This is a genomic window from Rhodococcus sp. P4_F3_2, assembly GCF_056401335.1.
On sequence record NZ_JBFUJN010000048.1, the window covers coordinates 12,840 to 31,791 of the forward strand.

The window sequence follows — 18,952 nt, forward strand, 5'->3', positions numbered from 1 at the left end:
TTCAGGACGAAAACCGAAGAGAGGGAACGGGACTGTGCTCGGGTCCACCAGGGAGTCGATAGCGTCGGCTCACAGTATCGTCGTGAAGATCGGGTCGTCTGCGCTCACCAGTCTGGTGGCGGGACTCGACACTCACCGACTTGATCTGTTGGCCGATGCCATCGAGGCCCGCATGCGCGCGGGCTCCGATGTTGTCGTCGTCTCGTCCGGTGCCGTCGGCGCCGGGCTGGCGCCGCTGGGACTGACCAAGCGACCGCGGGATCTCGCGACCAAGCAGGCTGCGGCCAGCGTCGGTCAGTTGGCGCTGGCTCACGCCTGGGGTACGTCGTTCGCCCGTTACGGGCGTACCGTCGGGCAGGTTCTACTCACGGCGGACGACATCGCTCGACGGACGCAGCACCGCAACGCCCAACGGACACTCGATCGTCTACGGGCATTGCACGCGGTGGCGATCGTGAACGAGAACGACACCGTTGCCACCACCGAACTTCGATTCGGTGACAACGATCGGCTGGCTGCTCTGGTTGCTCATCTCGTCGGCGCCGACGCGTTGATTCTGTTGTCGGATGTGGACGGCCTGTACGACGGGGATCCCCGAAAGGGCGATGCCACACTGATTCCCGAGGTCAACAGTCCCGAGGATCTCGACGGTGTGGTTGCCGGATCGGGTGGCGCTCTCGGTACCGGAGGCATGGCGTCAAAGCTCTCAGCAGCACGCCTGGCCGCTGATTCCGGAGTGCCGGTGCTGCTCGCGGCAGCATCGGACGCTGCGCAGGCACTCAGTGGTGCCGATGTCGGAACAGCATTTGCGCCCCGGCCGACGCGATTGTCGGCTCGCCGATTCTGGGTACGTCACGCCGCTGACACATCGGGTGACCTTCACCTCGACGAAGGCGCCGTTCGCGCGGTGGTGTCCAAGCGTCGAAGCCTGCTGTCCGCGGGCATCGTCGGTGTGTCCGGCGATTTTCACGCCGGCGATGTCGTGTCGCTGATGGGACCGGGGGAGAAGCCCGTCGCTCGGGGTGTCGTTGCGTTCGACGCTACGGAGATCGAGGAGATCCTGGGGCGCTCCACCGCCGATCTACCGGCCGACATGCAGCGTCCCGTGGTTCACGCGGACGACTTGGTGGCGCTGTAGCTGTCGTACTCGACCAGGGCGGAAAGTGCTTCAGCACAACCGACTTCGAGCTTGAGGTCGGCGTATTCGTCACCTCGGGTCGTTCCGCGATTGACGATGGCGATCGGCTTCCCGGTCTTGGCGGCATGCCGCACGAAACGCAGACCGGACATCACCGTCAACGACGACCCGGCTACCAGCAGTGCATCGGCTTGGTCGACGAGGCTGTACGCCCGGGCCACACGTTCCTTGGGGACGGATTCACCGAAGTAGACGATGTCCGGCTTGAGTAGCCCACCGCACACGGCGCAATCTACGACGCGAAAGTGTGCGGTGGATTCGATCACGGCATCTGCATCGGGCGCGATCTCGACTCCCGTTGCAGCAGCCACAGTTTCGGCAAATCCGGGGTTGGCTTCCTCCAGTCTCTCGGCGAGAGTGGCGCGGGAGATCAGCCGCTGGCAGCTCAGGCATCGAACCTGCGCGTAGGTGCCGTGGAGGTCGATGACGTTTCGCGCGCCGGCCTTGGTGTGCAGCAGGTCGACGTTCTGGGTGATCACACCGACGGCTCGCCCTGTTCGCTCGAGTGCCGCGACGGCCCGGTGGCCCTGGTTGGGCCGCGAGCTGTCCATGTATCGCCAGCCGATGTGGTTACGCGCCCAGTAGTGACGTCGAAACGCCGGATCGCCGATGAACTGCTGGAACGTCATCGGATTGCGCGGGGGTGAATCGGGGCCACGGTAGTCCGGGATTCCGGAGTCGGTGGAGATGCCTGCACCCGTCAGAACTGCCAGGCGACGGCCGGACAGGAGCTCGGGAAGGGCGTCGAGGCGGCTGTTGTCGGTAGGCACCGTTCCAGGATAGGCGCGTGTGCGAGACGGCGGCGCGGAGGAAGTCCGAAATGTTCAATAGAACACGTGTACGACTGTCGATACTCGTAGACATGAACACAGTGAACCCAATTCCCGCTGGTTACCGCACGATCACTCCCTACCTTGCGGTGCCGGACGGGCATGCCGCACTCGACTACTACAAACGAGCACTCGGAGCTGAGATCGTCGACGCGATGAATTCACCTGACGGCACTCTCATGCATGCCGAGATTCGGATCGGTGATTCGATGCTGCAGCTTTCGCAGGAGATGCCGGACTTCGGTCTCAGGTCGCCGCAGGACGGCTGGGTGCATTCGTCCATCGTCGTTTACTCCGAGGACACGGACGAGTTCGTCGCTCGGGCCGTCGCCGAGGGAGCCACGCTGCTCACGGCGGTCGCCGATACGTTCTCGGGTGACCGGCATGGAGTGTTTCTCGACCCATTCGGCCATCGGTGGGCCGTATGCACGAAGGTCGAGGACGTACCTGCGGATGAGGTGGCTCGCCGGGCGCGGGCGCTCTTCTTCCCGGATACGGATTCGCCACAGTAACGTTCGGCAGCTTTCGCCGGATCATTCAGGCTTCAGCCGCGTGCTCAGTATCCGGCGACCGGGTCGACGAGGGCAGCCAGTGCCTCGCCCTTCGCGAAGCGGGTCACGTTCTTGGAGACGTGATCCGCAAACGCGGCGGGGCGAACTCCCGGCGGATTGGAATCGTGGGGTGTGATGATCGCATTCGTCAGATCCCACAGCGGGTGACCGTCCGGGAGGGGTTCGGGGTCGGTGACGTCGAGACCGGCGCCGCCGATCTGCTCCGACTCGATTGCCTCGACCAGCGCGTCGGTATCGACCAGTGATCCGCGCGCGACATTGATCACCCAGGAATGGGGTTGCATCGCCGCCAACTGCGCGCGGCCAACGAGGTGACGGGTGGCCGGGGTGGCGGGCGCAGCGATCACGAAGTGATCTGCGCGAGAATAGATTTCATCCATCCTGGATGCGGGGTACGTCGAGATGGCTCCGGGAACCGGGCTACCGGAACGATTGACTGCGATGCTGTCCGCCCCCTGCGCGGCCAGCATCGGAATCAGCGCGCGGCCGATACCGCCTGCGCCGATGATCGCAACCGTCGAGCCACGAAGGGTGCCGATCTTGGGAAAGAACTCGAACTGACGCCACGTTCGAGCTTCGATGTGTGCGGGCAGGTGACGAACTCCGGCCAACAGCAGCATGAGCGCGTGCTCGGCCACCGAGGCCGAAAACGCGCCGGCCGCCGAGGTCCACGTGATTTCGGTGTCCTTCGGAATCACACCGGAGTCGAACCAATCCTCGATTCCCGCCGACGGCAGCTGCACCCACCTGACCGACGCCGGTAACTCCGACGGAAAAGTTTCGGGTGAGCCCGCCCAGATCAGGGCGTCGGCAGTGTCGATCGGACTGATCAGACCTCCGCCCCGAAGCACCGCGCTGTCGAGCAGTGCATCGGGGACGGGGCCGATCGCTACGCGTGGAGAGGTGTCAGTCGCCATGACTAGACGCTACGCGGGGACCTCCACCAGTGGGTAGACACCGTTCTCGTCGTGTACCTCACGCCCGGTGACCGGCGGATTGAAAACGCAGAGCATGCGCATCTGCGTATCGGGCTCGACGCGGTGACGCTCGTGACCGTTGAGCAGGTACATCGACCCCGGTGCGAGATCGTATTCCTTGTTGTTGTCCAGGTCGATCAGCTTGCCGGTGCCTTCGACGAGCCAGACCGCTTCGACGTGGTTGGCGTAGTGGAACTCGTTGACCGAACCTGCCTTGATGGTGGTTTCGTGGAACGAGAACCCGACGCGGTCGCCGCCGAGGACGATGCGCTTGCTGCGCCAGTTGCCGTCCTCGCTCGTGATGTCGCGGTCGGTGTCGGTGATCTCGGTGGTGGTGCGAACGATCATGGGGGAGTCCTTCCTCTAGCTGCAGACCTTGAGTGTCGCCTCGGCCAGGATGGAGAGGCCGTGCTCGAGCTCGTCATCGGTAATCGTCAGTGCCGGAAGCAGTTTCACAACCTGGTCGGAGGGTCCGGAGGTCTCCGCGAGCAATCCCTCGTCGAATGCCAGCTGGCAGACCTTGCCGGCGCGCTCGGGCTGATCGAAAACGAGGCCCTGAACCAGGCCGCGTCCACGGTGCGAGACCTCGCCGGGGAACTGATCGGAGAGATTGGCGAAGCATTCGCTGATGCGTGCGCCCTTCTTCAAGGTTGTCTTCGTCAGTGCGTCGTCGGACCAGTAGTGGTCGAGTGCAACCTTGGAGGTGACGAACGCCGGGTTGTTGCCACGGAAGGTGCCGTTGTGTTCGCCCGGTCCCCAGACGTCGAGTTCACGCTTGAACAGCGTGAGCGCCATCGGCATTCCGTAACCGCTGATCGACTTGGACAGCGTGACGATGTCGGGAACGATTCCGGCCTCTTCGAAGGAGAAGAACGGGCCGGTGCGGCCGCAGCCCATCTGGACGTCGTCGACGATCAGCAGGATGCCACGATCCGAGCACAGTGTTGCCAGTGCCCGAAGCCATTCGGGGCGAGCGACATTGACGCCGCCTTCACCCTGAACGGTCTCGACGATCACTGCCGCGGGACGGTTGATGCCGCTACCGGAATCATCGAGAACGCGGGAGAACCACTGGAAGTCCTCGGTGACGCCGTCGAAGTAGTTGTCGAAGGGCATCGGTGTCGTGTGCACGAGCGGAACACCGGCGCCCGCGCGCTTCATCGAGTTGCCGGTCACGGAGAGTGCACCAAGTGTCATTCCGTGAAATGCGTTGGTGAAGTTGATGACTGCCGAACGTCCTGTCACCTTGCGAGCCAGCTTCAGTGCAGCCTCGACGGTGTTCGATCCGGTCGGGCCGGGGAACTGGACCTTGTAGTCCAGGCCGCGCGGCTCGAGGATGTTGCGCTGAAAGGTCTCGAGGAACTCGCGCTTGGCGACTGTCGACATGTCGAGGCCGTGCGTGATGCCGTCGCTCATGATGTAGTCGACCAGCGCCGATTTGAGCACCGGGTTGTTGTGGCCGTAGTTGAGGGCGCCGGCACCGGCGAAGAAATCGAGGTATTCGCGTCCGTTTTCGTCACGAATCCAGGATCCGGATGCGCTGGTGAACACCGCAGGCCAGTCACGGCAGTAGCTGCGGACCTCGGACTCGAGGGTTTCGAAAATGCTTGCTTCGTTGATATTCATATCTTCTTTGTTCCTCCGGGGCATGCTGTATGCCGAGCGCGAAGTGCGCTAGGCGCCGATCGTGTAAAGATCTTCGGCTTCGTGTCCATCGGGAAAATCTTTGGGCGAGAACAAGTTCTGCCTGGTTATCGGTACTTCGCGTCGACGTGCGAGCGCGGTGAAGAGTGCGATCGAAGCCTCGTTGTCGGGGCTGATCGTCGTCTCCAGATGTGTAACACCCAGTGGGGCAGTGCGATCCATCAAGTCGGACAGCATGCGGGCAGCAATTGCCTTGCCGCGCTGGTCCTCGTCGACCGCGACTTGCCACACGAACAGGGTTTCCTGCGCGCTGGGACGGGTATAACCGGAAACGAATCCGACTACGCGGCCGTCTACCTCTGCGACGATGGACGTCGCGCTGAAATCCCTGCACCACAACAGGTATGCATAACTCGAATTGAGGTCGAGCACCTTCGAATCACGTGCGATCTCCCAGAGCCGGACTCCGTCATCGATCTGTGGGCTTCTGAACAACACCGCGTCCGGCGCGGTGGTCGGGATAGCTCTCGTATCAACAGGCTTCATCGGTCATCTGAACGTAACAATCATTGCTGTCGAAGTCATGCAGATGTCCGTTTCGGGCCGTGCGGAACCCGTTGCGCCCCAGGTGAGGACATGAATGTGATCGTGCTCACATTATGTAACTTTTGGTGTTGTCCGAGCGACTATTTCGGGCCAAAACTCGCTATTTGGGGCTCGCGAGCGCCAATGGGAGGACCGAATGCGCACCTGCCTGCCGAAGTGCGCGTGCGGCCATCGTGAAAGTCCAACCGGTGTCGGCGATTGCGTCGACGAGAAGTATCGGTCCCTGATGGATACTCATGTCCGGAACTTCCCAAACATCGACCAGTCCGGACACGCGATAGGCGGAGTTCGCTGCCGACACCGGAGGGTGGTCGGGTCGCAAGCGAAGGGTGCCCAGGTCGGTCTATCGCCCGACCTCTGCCAGCTTGGCAGCCAGGCTCGACACCAGCAATGGATGCGTCGTGGATTCGAGGGCCATGACACCGGTGGGGCGCTCGGCCCAATTCCAGGCGGCCAGAACGCTGATACACGCGCTGACCACCGCATCGGGTACCTCGGCGTCGGGACCGTCGAAAAGCGCGCGGAGACGTTGGCCCCAGCCCAGGTCCGACATCCGTCCGAGAATGCGCCCGGTTTCCGGTCCCTCGGTGATCTTCCCGGACAGCTTGACGCCCAGCTTGCTCAGGCCGGTCGGCCACATCTTGCGCGGCTCCAGGTCGAATCCGGGGCGCTGCAAGCGCGCCCGAGTCTCGTCGAGGGCGGTGGTGTCGACAGTGGTGTCGTAGCGATTGCCGGTGCAGTTGTCACAGCGTCCACACTGTGAGTTCTCCGATGTCAGACCCGGATCGTCGAGTTGTTCACGCAGGAAGGTCATTCGGCACGTGGTGATGCTCTGGTACTCGACCATTGCAGCCTGCTCGGCCTGGCGAGCGTCGTCGAGTCGACCGTAGCGCTCGGCGTCGTACACCCAAGGTTCTCCGGTGCTGATCCAACCGCCCTTGACTCGTTTGACCGCGCCGTCGACGTCGAGAACTTTGAGGACCATTTCGAGACGGGTGCGATTGAGCTCCACCAGCGGTTCGAGTGCCGGTGTCGACGTGGCCTTTTCGGTGTCGAGGTGCTCGATGACGCTGCGGACCAGATGCTCGCGGGGGAAGGCGACCGAGGCGAAGTAGCTCCAGATCTGCTTGTCCTCGGCGCCCGGCAGCAGGATCACGTCTGCCCTGTCGGTGGAACGTCCGGCGCGGCCCACCTGCTGGTAGTACGAGATAGGTGACGACGGTGCGCCGAGGTGGACGACGAACCCGAGATCAGGCTTGTCGAAGCCCATCCCGAGGGCCGAGGTGGCCACCAGAGCCTTGACGCGATTGCCCAACAGGTCCTGCTCGAGGGATTCACGTTCGGTGGGATCGGTCTGGCCCGTGTAGGCGGCGACGGTATGACCGCGCTCGGAGAGCAGGCTTGCGAGGTCGCGAGCGGCCGAAACCGTCAGCGTGTAGATGATGCCCGATCCCGGCAGCGTCTCGAGCATGTCGGCGAGCCAGGCAGCGCGCGCCGTCGCCTCGGGAATGTGAACCACGGAAAGGTGAAGTGACTCGCGCTCGAGCCCGCCACGAAGTACGAGCGTTTCCTCGCCGCCGACGCCGAGTTGGGCGGACACGTCCTCGACGACGCGGTTGTTGGCCGTAGCCGTGGTCGCGAGGACGGGAATGCCCTCGCCGAGTTCGGCGATCAAAGTCCTGATACGCCGATAGTCGGGACGGAAGTCGTGTCCCCAGTCGGAAACACAGTGAGCCTCGTCGACCACTACCAAGCCGGCATCAGCTGCCAGGGACGGGAGAACCTGATCGCGGAAGTCGGGGTTGTTCAGGCGCTCGGGGCTGACCAGAAGTACGTCGAGATCATTGGCTGCGACGCGGGCGTGGATGTCGTCCCACTCTGTGACATTGCCCGAGTTGATGGTCGCGGCTCGCACCCCGGCACGCTCGGCAGAACTGACCTGGTTTCTCATCAGGGCCAACAAGGGCGAGACGATGACCGTCGGGCCGTGACCTGTTGCCCGGAGCAGCTTCGCCGAGATGAAGTAGACCGCAGACTTGCCCCAGCCGGTCCGCTGGACGACGAGGGCACGCTTGCGTTGCACCACCAGCGCCTCGATGGCCGTCCACTGGTCCTCGCGTAGGCGGGCATCCGGCCCCGCGAGTTCACGGAGCAGTCGCTCGGCTTCGTCGCGCATGGCTGGGGCAGTGGCGGTGGTCATGGAACCCATGGTGCACGACCCTGCCGACACGTGCGGGCTTCAGGCCTTGGCAACAGGTTCCTGCAGCTCGGTGACCCAGCCGTCGACGTCCTCCGGGCACGCCAGCGTGACCTCCCGGCTGGGGCCGGCATTGCGGTATCCCGCTGCGTCGATCCACTGAGCCAAGGCTTGATAGGCGGGCAGGCAGTTGTCCATCGACCCCTTGTGCAGCAGCGAGGCCACCTGAGCTTCGGCCTGCAGTTCGACGACCGCGAACTCGTAGTCGCCCTCGGGATCCGCATCGACCGGTAGTGCGGCATGCACGACGACGTTTTCGTCGTCACCGGCATCCTCGTAGTACGCGAGCGCAGGTCCGATCGCGGCGATACCGGCGCGATCCAAACCGGTGCACAGGCGCTCGTACAGCCCGCGAACCACCGGACCGATCGACGACGGATCCATCGTCTTGGCGGTACCGGTCAACTCCGCGACCCGCAGCGCCGGAACGGACTTGATCACAACCTCGTATGCGGACATCTGTCCCTCACTTTCGATGATGCGTAGGCGCGCCTGTACATGCGCCAGTCGCGCGGTGTCTTCCTGGATTCGGGTCTCGAGTTCTGCTCGGCGAAGCGTGAGCATCCCGCGGATTTCGTCGACGGTGACCGCCGACTCCACCACCTGCTGGACCTGGGCCAGGGTCAGGCCCAACTCCTTGAGTGCGACGATGCGGTTGAGCAGCGCCAACTGGCCCGCGGTGTACGAGCGGTACCCGGTGGATGCGTCGACCCTCGCGGGCGCGAGCAGGCCGATGGCGTCGTAGTGGCGGAGCATGCGCACGGACACACGACCTGCTCTCGCGAAGTCTCCGATGCTCAACATTGTTGCTCGCCCCGTTTCTCTCTCACAAACCCGATACCTACAGGTTTAGAACCTCACACGGTGTCAGAGTCAAGCTGTCGGTTCAGGACTTTTTCGATCGCAGCGCGAGTGGGTGACGACACCGAAGCGCCGCGGGCCGTCGTCGCCAGACTTCCCGCCGTGGCAGCGAACTGCAGGGCGCGGTCCTGGTCCTGCACCCACTCCACGGCGAAGGCGCCGGTGAAAGCATCGCCTGCGCCAGTTGTATCCACGGGTGTCACGGCCGGGGAGTCGGCGTGGATTGTCTCCTCGCCCGACCGGAGATCCGCGCCGCCGGCCCCGAGCGTCGTGACGAGGTATCGGACGCGACCGGTGACCGCGGCCAACTGCTCCGACTCGGTCTGGTTGACGATCAAGATGTCGACTGCATCGATCAGTGAATCCGGAAGTTCTTGCACAGGAGACGGATTGAGGATGACCGTCGTCCCGTTAGCATGTGCGTGCTCGGCTGCTGCTGTAACTGTCTCGACCGGGATCTCGAGTTGGCACAGGAGGATGTCGGCGCGGGAGATCGCGTCGAGGTCTGCTTCGGTCAACGAAGTGATCGAGGAATTGGCGCCCGGGACGACGATGATGTTGTTCTCCGCGTCTTCGCTCACGGTGATGGCCGCGACGCCACTCGGGCCGTCGACACTACGTAGCAGTGCGGTGTCGACCCCGGCGTCTTGTAGGGTCCCGCGCAACTGGGTGCCGAAACCGTCGTCGCCGACCGCGCCGACGAAGGACACGTCCCCACCGGCCTTCGCGGCGGCGATGGCCTGGTTACTGCCCTTACCTCCGGCCGCGGTGGCAAAGGCAGTGCCGAGCAGCGTTTCTCCCGGAGCGGGGAATCTGGACACTGACGTGGTCAGATCCATGTTGATACTGCCGACGACGACGATTCGAGGCGTGCTCATACCTCGAGGTTATCGGCCTTCATTCTCTTGCGGCGAACCTTGCGGATGATCCGGCGTGCTTCCTCGTCGGTGGCCACGGCGGGCGGAGAACCGTCCAGTGGCTTCCGTGCGGTCTCGGGGATCATCAGGACTGCGATACCACCGATCACCGCGGCGATCATCATGTACATCGGTGCGACCAGATTGCTGCCCGTTGCACTTTCGAGAGCTGTCAGCACCAGGGGAGTGGTTCCACCGAAGATCGACACCGCGAGGTTGTATCCGATTGCCAAGCCGCCGTACCTGATTCCGGTCGGAAAGAGTGCGGGAAGCACAGACGGGAACACCCCGACGAACAGCAGGAGCAAGCCGCCGAGAATGGCGAGTCCCAGGAAGACCGTCACGTAGTTGCCGATGCCGATCAACAGGTAGGCAGGCAGGGACAGGACGAAGAATCCGATGAAACCGCTGAGCAGCAAGGGTTTACGCCCGACGCGGTCCGAGAACTTTCCGACGTAGCTGATTCCCATCATCATCACGATCATGACGATGATCATCAGAACGAGTCCGTGGGATTCGTCGTAACCCAACGTGTTGGTCAGATACGTCGGCATGTAGCTGAGCAGGCCGTAGTGAGCGATGTTGTACGTGGCCACCAGGACGATGCACAGAACAAGCGGACGCCAGTTGTCGACGAGAGTTTCGCGTAGTTTCTTGCCTGTGGATTCATCTGCGAGGGAGCGCTCTTCGGCCTGCTCCATCATCTGGAATGCGGGAGTTTCCTCCAAACGCAGACGGAGGTACAGGCCGATGAGACCCAGAGGTCCGGCAATGAGGAAGGGGATGCGCCAGCCCCACTGGAGGAGGTCCTCGGCGCTGACGACGGTCTGGATGATCGTCACGATGCCCGCTGCCGCCACATATCCTGCCAGAGTCCCGAATTCGAGGAAGCTGGCGAAGAAACCGCGGCGCTTGTCCGGTGCGTATTCGGCGACGAACGTACTGGCCCCGCCGTATTCGCCGCCCGTGGAAAAGCCCTGCAACAGGCGTAGGAGTACCAGCAGGATCGGGGCGGCGATACCGATGGATTCGTAGCTCGGGATGAGGCCGATGGCGAAGGTACTGCCGGCCATCAGAATGATGGTGGTGGCCAGGACCTTCTTGCGTCCGATGCGGTCACCGAGTGGACCGAAGAACAATCCGCCGAGAGGGCGGACGATGAAGGCAGCCGCAAAAATTGCAAACGTCGAGAGGAGTTGAGCGCTGCCGCTCGCGTCCGGGAAGAACACTTTTCCGATAGTGGTAGCTAGATATGCGTAAACGCCGAAATCGAACCACTCCATGGCATTTCCGAGCATCGTTGCCTTGACAGCGCGCTTGACGGACGCATTGTCGGTGACGCAGACATCGGGTGATTCGGCCACTTCGAGAGCGCTGATCGAGTTCTCTGGTGTAGTCATGACATGCGCTCCCCAGCGCAATCATCGAACCGAGCGGGGCACGTACCTGATGCACGCATCTTTTCGTTGCCCACTCGCCGATGAGCCGGTCGGGAAATCGAGCGTCCGCGTGCCCTGTGGCTCGTTGCGACCCCCGTCGCACGGCTCTGGCCCGCGGCAGTGTCCGGATGAGGCCGACGGCGGCGGCCGGTAACAGGCTCTCGTTCTGCAGGCGACGGGCGAACGGAACCTGGTATCCCGGTTCCACCGGAATCTGTGCCGCCGGTGAATTGCCGCCGGTGGAGACGTCGACGAGATCGACCCCGTAATCGGAGAGGATGTTGGCCAGGGCAACAGTCTGATCCGCGGTCCAGCTGTCGACCTCGAGCCCACGCTCTTCCGTCAGCCAATCGGTCGCCGAGACCCGGACGAAGAGCGGCAACTCGGCCGGCCACACCTCGCGGACTGCTGTCAGGATTTCGAGGAGCAATCGAATGCGGTTCTCGAAGCTGCCTCCGTAGCGGTCCGTTCGCTTGTTGCTCTCGGGGGAGAGGAACTGATGGATCAGGTATCCGTGGGCCGCGTGAATTTCCACGACCTTGAATTCGGCCTTCAATGCGCGGGTAGCCGCCGCTGCGAAGTCCGCGACGACCTTCTCGATGCCCTCCGTGGTGAGCTCTACCGGATCGGCAAGGTGACCGAACGGAACCGCGCTCGGGGCAACCGTCTGCCACGAGAGTCGGTCGTCGGCGGGCAGGCTCTTGCCGCCGCGCCACGGAACCTGCGTCGACGCTTTGCGTCCGGCGTGGGCCAGCTGAATTCCGGGCACTGCGCCGAAGTACGCGAGTTGCGCGTTGATCTCGGCGAAGGCTTGCGCCTGCGTGTCGTTCCAGATCCCCAGATCAGCTGCCGATATGCGGCCTTCGGGACTGACGGCCGTCGCCTCGGTGAGAATCAGGCCGGTGCCGCCGATTGCACGGCTCACCAGATGCGTGCGATGCCACTCGTTGGGCACTCCGACCTGGTCGCCGATGACGTCGGCCGAGTACTGGCACATCGGTGCCATCCAGACGCGGTTCGGGATGGTGACACCACGCAGGGTCAAAGGCTCGAACAACACACTCACGGATGGCTCCTGACTCGAAGAAGAAGGTCGGTGGGTGCAACAGCGCCGCGCATCGGAATTGTTCCCCAGCGGTCCGCCGAAATGTTCGCAGGCGGTCCGCCGGAATGGTCCCGGGTGGTCACAGCCTCGTTCCGCCGAGCAAGCCGCGGAGGTGGGTGGTTAATGTGTATTCATGACCGCTGTGACTTCCAACGCAGAAACCGTCGACTCGAACGCGTCCGACACCAAGTCCGTCGTGCACGACGCCGCACGCCGAGCCCGTAAGGCTTCGCGCGTCCTGGCTCTGCTGACCGCGGCGCAGAAGGATGCTGCTCTCCACGCCGCAGCCGACGCAGTTCTCGCGGCAAGTGATCGGATTCTCGCGGCCAACGCTCTCGATATCGACACCGCGAAGGCGGGTGGCACCGAGGAATCGCTGCTCGACCGTCTTCGTCTGACCGCTGACCGCATCGAGGGCATCGCGTCAGGTCTGCGCCAGGTTGCCGGACTACCTGATCCGATCGGCGAAGTTCTTCGCGGCTCCACTCTGCCGAACGGTTTGGAGCTACGCCAGCAGCGCGTTCCGCTCGGTGTCGTCGGCATGGTCTACGAGGCTCGCCCCAATGTTACCGTCGACGCTTTCGGGCTGACTCTCAAGTCGGGAAATGCTGCGCTGCTTCGTGGTTCGTCCTCGGCAGTCAAGTCCAACGAAGCGTTGGTGGCGGCGCTACGCGCGTCGTTGGTTGCTCAGGGGCTCCCCGAGGACTCCGTTCAACTTCTGCCGAGTGCGGATCGGTCGACGGTCACGCACCTCATCCAGGCCCGCGGCCTCGTCGACGTCGTCATCCCGCGCGGTGGCGCCGGCCTGATCAGCGCCGTCGTGCGTGATGCCACCGTGCCCACCATCGAGACCGGTGTCGGTAACTGCCACGTCTATGTTCACTCGGCCGCCGATCTACTGATGGCCGAGAAGATTCTTCTCAACTCCAAAACCCGTCGGCCCAGTGTCTGCAATACAGCCGAAACCGTCCTGGTCGACGCCGCCATCGCCGAGACGGCCGTGCCGAAGTTGCTTCAAGCGCTTCAGATGCACGACGTCGTCGTGCACGGCGATCTGCCGGGACTCGTCCCGGCCACCGAGGACGACTGGTCGAAGGAGTACCTCACGCTCGACGTCGCGCTCAAGGTCGTCGAGAACCTGGACGCTGCGGTCGAGCACATCGACCAGTACGGGACCGGCCACACCGAAGCCATCGTGACTTCCGATCTCTCGGCTGCCCGTGAGTTCACCGCTCGCGTCGACGCCGCGGCAGTGATGGTCAATGCGTCGACTGCCTTCACCGACGGTGAGCAGTTCGGATTCGGCGCCGAGATCGGCATCTCCACCCAGAAACTGCATGCGCGTGGCCCCATGGGGCTACCGGAACTGACGTCCACCAAGTGGATCGTCTGGGGCGACGGGCACACCCGACCCGCCTGAAAAGTTCACCAGACTTGCCCCACCCTTTTTAGGAGTTAACCGTGGACCGAGCTCTTCCCGATACAACACCGTTCTTCTCGAGCGTCGACGACGTGATCGAGCGTTTGGCCGAGACGGGTTACCTGTCCGACAAGGGCACTGCAACGGCAGTGTTCCTTGCCGACCGACTGGGCAAGCCCCTGCTCATCGAGGGACCGGCCGGTGTCGGAAAGACGGAACTCGCCCGCGCAGTCGCCCAGACCACGGGCGCAGAACTGGTGCGTCTGCAGTGCTACGAGGGCGTCGACGAGGCTCGTGCGCTGTACGAGTGGAATCACGCGAAGCAGATTCTTCGGATTCAGTCGGGCGGGGCGAGCGGAGCGAGGGGTGATGTCGCGGTCGACCACAGCTGGGACTCGACGAAGGCGGATGTCTTCTCGGAGGAGTTCCTGCTCGCACGTCCACTGCTCAAGGCCATTCGCCGCGAGGACCCGACGGTGCTGTTGATCGACGAGACGGACAAGGCAGACGTCGAGATCGAAGGTCTGCTCCTCGAAGTGCTCAGCGACTTCGCGGTCACGATCCCCGAGCTCGGAACGATCACCGCCACCCGCAAGCCGTTCACGGTGCTGACGTCCAACGCCACGCGCGAACTCTCGGAGGCTCTTAAGCGTCGTTGCCTCTTCCTGCATCTCGATTTCCCGGACGCCGACCTCGAGCGTCGCATCCTCGCAAGCCGGGTGCCGGAGCTTCCTGAAGCGATTGCCGAGCAGCTGGTCAACACCATTCGTGTTCTTCGCGGAATGCAGCTCAAGAAGGTTCCGTCGGTGTCCGAAACCATCGACTGGGGACGCACCCTTCTCGCTCTGGGCATGGACACGCTCGACGACGACGCCGTACGCGCCACGCTCGGTGTCATCCTCAAGCACCAGTCGGACCAGGTGCGTGCCGCCGCTGAACTTCGGCTGAACTGAGGTCTGACATGGCTCCCGCAGGATCGACGTCGCCGCTCTCACCCGGCGGCCTGGCAGCGCCGCACGGGATTCCCGGTCACCTCGTCGATTTTGTCGAGGCTCTGCGACGACGCGGAATCATGGTCGGCCCGTCCGAGACCGTCGACGCCGGTCAGGTCATGTCGGTTCTCGACCTGCTCGATCGTGAAGCGCTTCGTGAAGGGTTGGCATGCTCGCTCCTGCGTCGACCTACCCACCGGGCGACGTTCGACGCCGTCTTCGACCTGTGGTTCCCCAAGGCGATCGGTGACCGTGCGGTCGGCGACGTCGACGTCACACTGCCGCGCAAGCCAGACGGCTCGATCGACCTACAGGCATTGCGTGAGCTGATCGCCGAACTGCTGACAGACGGCAGCGACGAGGCGATGGAGATGACCGAACTCCTGACCGCCGCGATGGTCGAGGAACTCGGGCAGTACCAGTCGAGTAACGGCCCGTCGTTCTCCGCCTATCAGGCGCTGCGCGACGTCGCCCCGGAGACGTTGCTCAACAAGATCCTGCAAGGTCTACTCGGCAACCAGGAAGGCGCCGGGTCCGAGGGCAAGGACAATTCCGACTATCAGTCCGAGGTCGCCAAGCGCACGGCAGCGCAGCGCATCGCGGACTTCCGCAAGATGGTCGAGAAGGAAACGCGTCGACGCACCGCCGAGAATTTGGGTAAGGAACGCGTCGCCACGTACGGCGTTCCGAAACTCGCCGAGGAAGTCGACTTCCTGCGGGCCTCCGACGCCGAACTCACCACACTGAAGAAGAACGTCGCCCCACTCGCTCGTCTGTTGGCCAGCCGTCTCGCGGTGCGTCGTAGCCGCTCCCGCTCGGGTTCGATCGACCTGCGTCGCACGTTGCGCAAGTCCATGTCGACGGGCGGAGTGCCGATCGATCTGGTGCAGCGCAAGCCGAAGCGAGCGCGGCCGGAACTTGTGGTGATGTGTGACGTGTCGGGTTCGGTAGCGGGGTTCAGCCATTTCACCCTGCTCCTCGTCAACGCGTTGCGCGAGCAGTTCTCACGAGTGAGGGTGTTCGCGTTCATCGACACGACCGACGAGGTGACGCGGTTCTTCGACTCGAACGCAGACCTCGGGTCTGCGATGTCACGGATGGTGCGTGAAGCCGAACTGATCACCTACGACGGCCACTCCGACTACGGGCACGCCTTCGGGGTCTTCCAGGAGAAGTTCGCGCAGTCGATCACCAGTCGCACGTCGCTGCTGGTACTCGGCGACGGTCGCAACAACTACCGCGATCCCAACCTCCAGTCGCTGTCGCAGATGGTTGCGGTTGCCAAGCACGCACACTGGCTCAACCCTGAGCCGAAGGGGCAATGGGGAACGGGTGACTCCGCGGCGAAGGTGTACAACGAGGTCATCAGCATGCACGAGTGCCGCTCGGCCCAGCAGCTTGCCGACGTCGTGTCCCGTCTGCTGCCGGTCTGACCCGTAAGCTCGACACTCGTGCAGAAGGGACTATCGGTGGAACGTGCTCGACGCCTCGGAGTGATGGGTGGCACCTTCGACCCCATTCACCATGGCCACCTCGTTGCGGCCAGTGAGGTCGCCGACCGGTTCGGACTCGACGAAGTGATCTTCGTCCCCACCGGGCGGCCCTGGCAGAAGCAGGGGAGGGGCGTCAGTCCTGCCGAGGACCGGTACCTCATGACGGTCATCGCCACCGCCTCCAACCCGCGGTTTTCCGTCTCTCGGGTCGACGTCGACCGTGAAAAAGTGACGTACACCGTGGACACACTGCGAGACCTCCGGGCCTACCATCCCGACGCCGAACTCTTCTTCATCACCGGTGCCGATGCGCTGGCCAGCATCCTTTCCTGGCAAGATTGGGAAGAGTTGTTCGCATTGGCGAAGTTCGTCGGGGTATCGCGACCGGGTTTCGATCTCAATGCAGAGCATCTGGCCGGTCACCTCGACACCATGCCCGCCGACGCGGTCACGTTGATAGAGATTCCGGCACTTGCCATTTCGTCGACCGAATGTCGGCGTCGGGCAAGTGAAGACCGCCCCGTCTGGTACCTGGTGCCGGACGGAGTGGTGCAGTACATCTCGAAGCGGAACCTGTATCGACCTGTCGACGCGGAGCGCCGCGACGGAGCTACAACGATGTCGGAGCCCGCGCCGGGGAAGTCGGAAGCAGTCCCGGGCGCAACCGACTCGAGCTAGCCGAGAACTAAGAGCACGTTCTCGCTTGCCGAGAACAACAAGTACTTTCTGAAGACGAAACTGGAGAACATCGAGTGAGTGCAAACACCGAAGCCATCGACATGGCACGCATCGCGGCCTTGGCAGCCGACGAGAAGCTGGCCACCGAAGTGGTGGTGCTCGATGTGTCCGAACAGTTGGTCATCACGGACTGCTTCGTGATCGCATCTGCGACCAACGAGCGTCAGGTCAACTCGATTGTCGAGAACATCGAAGACCGCCTCCGCGAAGCGGGACACAAGCCGGTCCGCCGTGAAGGCACCCGCGAGGGCCGCTGGGCACTGCTCGACTACGCCGACATCGTCGTCCACGTCCAGCATGACGAGGAGCGCAACTTCTACGCTCTCGATCGTCTGTGGAAGGACTGCCCGACGGTCGAGGTCGAAGGCCTCGGACAGAACCGTCCCGGCCCCGCCGATGCCAACACGGTGTTCGAGACCGACACGGTTTCCGAGCCGGACGCGCAGGATCCCTCGCTGTGACTTCGTCGGCGCCCAGTGCGGCGTCGAACCCTGTCCGCCGGCTCATCCTGCTGCGTCACGGACAGACCGAATACAACGCCGACTCTCGGATGCAGGGGCAACTCGACACCGACCTGTCGGAGTTGGGACGCACGCAGGCCAAGAGTGCAGGTCCGGTGATCGCCGATCGCAGACCGTTGACGATCGTGTCCTCGGATCTGCGGCGCGCGTATTTCACGGCAGTCGCTGTCGGTGACGCCGCCGGACTTCCGGTCCTCACCGACACGCGTCTGCGTGAGACACACCTGGGTGAATGGCAAGGCCTGACTCATCATGACGTCGACGAGCGCACTCCCGGTGTGCGATCTGCCTGGCGAGCGGATGCCACGTTGGCGCCGCCCGGCGGCGAAAGCCGAATCGACGTCGCGAATCGTAGCCTCCCCGTAGTTCACGAATTGCTCGACACGCACCCGGACTGGGCCGAGCGGCCCGTAGTTCTGGTGGCGCACGGAGGCTTGATCGCGGCACTGACAGCGGCATTGCTCGACCTACCCGTCGATCGCTGGGCCGTCCTCGGCGGATTGGGAAACACCAGTTGGGTGCAACTCAGCGGACACGGCGACGTCAAGTCGATCGAGTGGCGACTCGACGTATGGAATGCTTCTGCGAGTGTCGCAAATGACGTCCTCTGAAAGTGCCGACGGGCAGCGCCCCGTCCTCCTCGTGCTCGCGGATTCGCTGTCGTATTTCGGCCCCAAGGGCGGCCTCGCGGCAGATCATCCACGCATCTGGCCCAACATCGTGGCCGACGAACTCGGCTGGGACGTCGAGTTGGTCGCCCGTATCGGCTGGACGTGCCGCGACGCGTGGTGGGCACTGACTCAGGATCCTCGTGTGTGGGCGGCGGTGCCGCGGGCCGGCGCCGTCGTGTTCGCGGTCGGCGGTATGGACTCGCTACCGTCCCCATTGCCTACCGCGCTCCGCGAGACCATCCGCTACGTTCGTCCTCCGGCGCTTCGACGCGTGGTGCGCGAGGGTTATCAGTGGCTGCAGCCGCGGCTTGCACCTCTGGGCCGCCCGGTCGCACTTCCGCCCAAGCTGAGCGTCGAGTATTTGGAAAGCTCGCGAAATGCGTTGGAGTACATGCGGCCGGAACTGCCGATGATCGCGACCCTGCCGTCGGTGCACCGCAGCGATGCCTACGCGAGCGTGCACGCCGGACGACCTGCCGCGGTGTCCGCGATCACCGAGTGGGCTACGGAGAAAGACGTTCCCGTAGTCGATCTCGCGGATGCAGTGCGTGACAACGTCTTTTCCGAGAACGGCAACCCCGACGGTATTCACTGGGGTTGGGACGGTCATGTCGGTGTAGCCCGCGCGATGATCGCTGCGATTCGCGGGGTGGAGTCGAAGAAAGTGGTTTCGCCGCAACTGGTATCACCGCCGAGCGAAGTCGGGTAGCA

The 18,952-nt window shown here is 63.6% G+C and carries 17 protein-coding genes and 2 pseudogenes; 9 read left to right on the forward strand and 10 right to left on the reverse strand.

Annotated elements, in window-relative coordinates:
• The first annotated feature begins 34 nt into the window (after positions 1–34).
• Positions 35–1,138 carry a glutamate 5-kinase gene (gene proB, locus AC1DWA_RS29895; protein WP_019749067.1) on the forward strand — a complete coding sequence of 368 codons (1,104 nt, stop codon included), beginning with the start codon at positions 35–37 and terminating at the stop codon, positions 1,136–1,138.
• Here proB and AC1DWA_RS29900 read toward each other — a convergent pair.
• Positions 1,111–1,968 (reverse strand): NAD-dependent protein deacetylase, encoded by an 858-nt coding sequence (locus AC1DWA_RS29900; protein WP_477847055.1) that lies wholly within the window; start codon positions 1,966–1,968, stop codon positions 1,111–1,113. The genes proB and AC1DWA_RS29900 overlap by 28 nt on opposite strands.
• Positions 1,969–2,018: 50 nt before the next feature.
• On the opposite strand from AC1DWA_RS29900, the gene AC1DWA_RS29905 reads away from it, so the two are divergent.
• Positions 2,019–2,540, forward strand: a complete 522-nt coding sequence (locus AC1DWA_RS29905) for a VOC family protein (RefSeq protein WP_477847053.1) — start codon at positions 2,019–2,021, stop codon at positions 2,538–2,540.
• Between the two features lie 44 nt (positions 2,541–2,584).
• Here the strand turns inward: AC1DWA_RS29905 and AC1DWA_RS29910 are convergent, their stop codons facing one another.
• The 9 genes and pseudogenes from AC1DWA_RS29910 to AC1DWA_RS29950 all read right to left on the reverse strand — a co-directional run.
• On the reverse strand, positions 2,585–3,517 hold the full coding sequence (locus tag AC1DWA_RS29910) for a D-isomer specific 2-hydroxyacid dehydrogenase family protein (RefSeq protein WP_007731007.1): 933 nt from the start codon (positions 3,515–3,517) through the stop codon (positions 2,585–2,587).
• A 9-nt stretch (positions 3,518–3,526) separates the two neighbouring features.
• The gene (locus AC1DWA_RS29915) at positions 3,527–3,925 is read right to left on the reverse strand and encodes an ectoine synthase (RefSeq protein ID WP_003944463.1); all 399 of its coding nucleotides are present in this window, start codon (positions 3,923–3,925) and stop codon (positions 3,527–3,529) included.
• A 15-nt stretch (positions 3,926–3,940) separates the two neighbouring features.
• A complete protein-coding gene (gene ectB, locus AC1DWA_RS29920; protein ID WP_020969986.1) occupies positions 3,941–5,203 on the reverse strand; it encodes a diaminobutyrate--2-oxoglutarate transaminase in 1,263 nt (420 codons plus the stop codon).
• A gap of 48 nt (positions 5,204–5,251) precedes the next feature.
• Positions 5,252–5,767: a diaminobutyrate acetyltransferase gene (gene ectA / locus AC1DWA_RS29925; protein ID WP_019749063.1), complete on the reverse strand. Its 516-nt coding sequence runs from the start codon at positions 5,765–5,767 to the stop codon at positions 5,252–5,254.
• Between the two features lie 160 nt (positions 5,768–5,927).
• Positions 5,928–8,027, reverse strand: a pseudogene (locus AC1DWA_RS29930) (RecQ family ATP-dependent DNA helicase).
• Positions 8,028–8,066: 39 nt separating this feature from the next.
• A complete protein-coding gene (locus AC1DWA_RS29935; RefSeq protein ID WP_021333411.1) occupies positions 8,067–8,888 on the reverse strand; it encodes a MerR family transcriptional regulator in 822 nt (273 codons plus the stop codon).
• A gap of 53 nt (positions 8,889–8,941) precedes the next feature.
• Positions 8,942–9,823 carry a ribokinase gene (locus tag AC1DWA_RS29940; protein ID WP_477847049.1) on the reverse strand — a complete coding sequence of 294 codons (882 nt, stop codon included), beginning with the start codon at positions 9,821–9,823 and terminating at the stop codon, positions 8,942–8,944.
• Complete coding sequence (locus tag AC1DWA_RS29945) at positions 9,820–11,262, reverse strand: MFS transporter (protein ID WP_019749059.1); 1,443 nt, start codon at positions 11,260–11,262, stop codon at positions 9,820–9,822. The genes AC1DWA_RS29940 and AC1DWA_RS29945 overlap by 4 nt, the downstream gene beginning before the upstream one ends.
• A 139-nt stretch (positions 11,263–11,401) precedes the next feature.
• A pseudogene (locus AC1DWA_RS29950) lies at positions 11,402–12,367 on the reverse strand (NADH:flavin oxidoreductase/NADH oxidase); the annotation flags it as partial.
• A 172-nt stretch (positions 12,368–12,539) separates the two neighbouring features.
• On the opposite strand from AC1DWA_RS29950, the gene AC1DWA_RS29955 reads away from it, so the two are divergent.
• From AC1DWA_RS29955 to octT, 7 genes are all read left to right on the forward strand, one after another.
• Positions 12,540–13,826 carry a glutamate-5-semialdehyde dehydrogenase gene (locus AC1DWA_RS29955; RefSeq protein ID WP_477847046.1) on the forward strand — a complete coding sequence of 429 codons (1,287 nt, stop codon included), beginning with the start codon at positions 12,540–12,542 and terminating at the stop codon, positions 13,824–13,826.
• A 41-nt stretch (positions 13,827–13,867) separates the two neighbouring features.
• The gene (locus tag AC1DWA_RS29960; RefSeq protein WP_019749056.1) at positions 13,868–14,779 is read left to right on the forward strand and encodes an AAA family ATPase; all 912 of its coding nucleotides are present in this window, start codon (positions 13,868–13,870) and stop codon (positions 14,777–14,779) included.
• Between the two features lie 8 nt (positions 14,780–14,787).
• Positions 14,788–16,251 (forward strand): vWA domain-containing protein, encoded by a 1,464-nt coding sequence (locus AC1DWA_RS29965; protein WP_020908216.1) that lies wholly within the window; start codon positions 14,788–14,790, stop codon positions 16,249–16,251.
• Positions 16,252–16,269: 18 nt separating this feature from the next.
• Positions 16,270–16,989, forward strand: a complete 720-nt coding sequence (nadD, locus tag AC1DWA_RS29970) for a nicotinate-nucleotide adenylyltransferase (protein WP_095969742.1) — start codon at positions 16,270–16,272, stop codon at positions 16,987–16,989.
• Positions 16,990–17,063: 74 nt separating this feature from the next.
• A complete protein-coding gene (gene rsfS, locus AC1DWA_RS29975; RefSeq protein WP_003944502.1) occupies positions 17,064–17,510 on the forward strand; it encodes a ribosome silencing factor in 447 nt (148 codons plus the stop codon).
• Positions 17,507–18,181 carry a histidine phosphatase family protein gene (locus AC1DWA_RS29980; RefSeq protein WP_019749053.1) on the forward strand — a complete coding sequence of 225 codons (675 nt, stop codon included), beginning with the start codon at positions 17,507–17,509 and terminating at the stop codon, positions 18,179–18,181. The genes rsfS and AC1DWA_RS29980 overlap by 4 nt, the downstream gene beginning before the upstream one ends.
• Entirely contained in the window at positions 18,168–18,950 is a 783-nt protein-coding gene (octT, locus tag AC1DWA_RS29985) for a diglucosylglycerate octanoyltransferase (protein WP_019749052.1), read from the forward strand. Before AC1DWA_RS29980 ends, octT begins: the two co-directional genes overlap by 14 nt.
• Positions 18,951–18,952 lie beyond the last annotated feature (2 nt).